Source organism: Flagellimonas abyssi, assembly GCF_019457905.1.
GTDB classification, from domain to species: Bacteria; Bacteroidota; Bacteroidia; order Flavobacteriales; family Flavobacteriaceae; genus Flagellimonas; species Flagellimonas abyssi.
This window is the reverse complement of record NZ_JAHZSV010000087.1, coordinates 1-1,959: the sequence shown is the minus strand read 5'-3', so window position 1 is coordinate 1,959 and position 1,959 is coordinate 1. Positions and strand designations below refer to the sequence as shown.

Annotated in this window: 3 protein-coding genes; 1 reads left to right on the top strand and 2 read right to left on the bottom strand. The window is 33.1% G+C overall.

Features of this window, described 5'->3' with window-relative positions; genetic code table 11:
- A partial coding sequence (locus K1F36_RS19910; RefSeq protein WP_220115349.1) for a hypothetical protein occupies positions 1–210 on the top strand: 210 nt, incomplete at its 5' end.
- A gap of 96 nt (positions 211–306) precedes the next feature.
- Here K1F36_RS19910 and K1F36_RS19905 read toward each other — a convergent pair.
- Together K1F36_RS19905 and K1F36_RS19900 are read right to left on the bottom strand one after the other, a co-directional pair.
- Positions 307–987: a type 1 glutamine amidotransferase domain-containing protein gene (locus tag K1F36_RS19905; protein WP_220115348.1), complete on the bottom strand. Its 681-nt coding sequence runs from the start codon at positions 985–987 to the stop codon at positions 307–309.
- A 174-nt stretch (positions 988–1,161) separates the two neighbouring features.
- Positions 1,162–1,746, bottom strand: coding sequence for a Crp/Fnr family transcriptional regulator (locus K1F36_RS19900; RefSeq protein ID WP_220115347.1), 585 nt, complete (start codon positions 1,744–1,746; stop codon positions 1,162–1,164).
- Between the last annotated feature and the right edge of the window lie 213 nt (positions 1,747–1,959).

The following is a 1,959-nucleotide window of genomic DNA, read 5'->3' as shown; positions in this document are numbered from 1 at the left end:
TTTTATGAATTTAGCGATGTCCTAAAAGGGGTAAGGCTACACATGCACCTCTCGGCAATCGCATACAACCTCAAAAAATACCTGAAATTCATTGAAAAACGCTCGAAAAGTGGGGCGGGGCAACTTGCATTGTCCACTTTGCCGAAAAACGCTTTTATGTTGCTATTCGGAGCCCTTGAAAAACACTTAAAACCCAATCTTCAATGCTGATGGGAAAATAAAAAAGCCCCTTAAAGAGGCTTATAACAATCCGTTTTGTTGCTGATCAGGGGCTTGTGCAACGGTTACCGTTGTTGTGAGTAGTTTTTACTTTAACTTTTCTAGTAACAGTTCGGCAACTAGTTCCGAAGATGCAGGATTTTGTCCAGTTATTAATAAACCATCTTCGACCGCATAAGGACTCCAGTCTGCTTTTTTAGTGTAAATTCCACCATTACTCTTTAACATATCTTCAACCAAAAATGGAACAACAGAAGTTAGTTGAACAGCTTCTTCTTCTCCGTTTGTAAATCCAGTTACTTTTTTCCCATTAACCAAAGATGTCCCATCCGTATTTTTTGTGTTTTTAAAAATTGCAGGAGCGTGACAAACAGCAGCAACAGGTTTATTGTTGTTATAAAAATCTTCTATTAAGGCAATTGAGTTTTCATCTTCAGCTAAATCCCATACAACACCGTGTCCACCAGGATAAAATACTGCGTCATAATCTGCTTGATTTACAGTTTCCAATTTTATTGTTTTAGATAAGATCTCTTGAGTTTCTTTATCATCATTAAATCTTATGGTTGCTGGAGTTTGGAAATCTGGTTCATTACTTTTTGGGTCAATTGGAGGTTGTCCTCCTTTTGGAGATGCCAAAGTAATTTCAATTCCTTTATCTTTTAATAAGTAATAAGGTGCTGCAAATTCTTCAATCCAAAAACCAGTTTTCATTCCAGTATCTCCTAAATCTTCGTGATTAGTTAATACAAATAATACTTTTTTCATTGTTTTGCTTTTTTTGTGTTAATACTTAATTTTTTTTCATTAGAATTATTTTCTTTTGTGTTTTTACCACAAGAGGAAAATAAAGCTAAAGCGATTATAATTGTTGTTATTCTTTTGATTAGAGACAAAATTACTGCCAAATTAAGTACTGAAAATTGATGTATGGTAATAAAATCAATTATCAGATATTTCTTTTCTAATTCTACTTAAGCTTTCGGTAGTAATTCCTAGATAAGAAGCTATATGGTAATTTTTTACAGCCTGTTCAATATTTGGGTAAGTGCTAATAAAAGAAACGTATCTTTCTTTAGCTGATTGGGCTAAACTTGCTAATATTCTTTTTTGAAAGCTAGCAAAAGCTCTTTCCATTTTTTTTCTGAAAAAAGTTTCTAATTGTGGAATCTCTACAAATAAATCTTCCATACTTTTTTTGGAAATTTCATATAAAGTTGCTTCCTGAATAGTTTCAATATACATAATCGCTTTGGATGCCGTGAAGAAAGCCGTATAATCGCTTATCCACCAATCATTAATGGCGAATTGCAAAGTATGTTCTTTACCAGATTTGTCAATAAAGTAAGTTCTTAAACATCCATTGTAAACATAATATTGACTGTTCACTTTATCATCTGCTTTTAATATTGTAGACCCTTTTTTTAACTTGAGTTTTTTAAGTTTACTTTCAACAAGATTCATTTCATTTTTTGAAAAAGAAATGCCTTTAAAAATTTCTAATATTATTGAATTTTCGATGTTCATTTAAATTACTCACAACGCCCTGCTAAACGCAGTGACGTTCTGGGCTTAAAATTTATGGTTACTGAAAGTTACATATAAATTTTAAGGACAAGCAGAACGTTATTAAATTGCTTTTAGTTAATGTTGGGTCGGGTTTTTGTTGTTTTCGATAGTTGGGCTGGAAACGCCGGACATAGTATACCACCTTCGCCGGGCCAAAGTGAGCATAGCTGG

Bases quoted from the DNA above. Each gene is read 5' to 3' on its own strand.
- K1F36_RS19900 (WP_220115347.1), bottom strand. From the start codon at position 1,746: ATGAACATCGAAAATTCAATAATATTAGAAATTTTTAAAGGCATTTCT.
- K1F36_RS19905 (WP_220115348.1), bottom strand. From the start codon at position 987: ATGAAAAAAGTATTATTTGTATTAACTAATCACGAAGATTTAGGAGAT.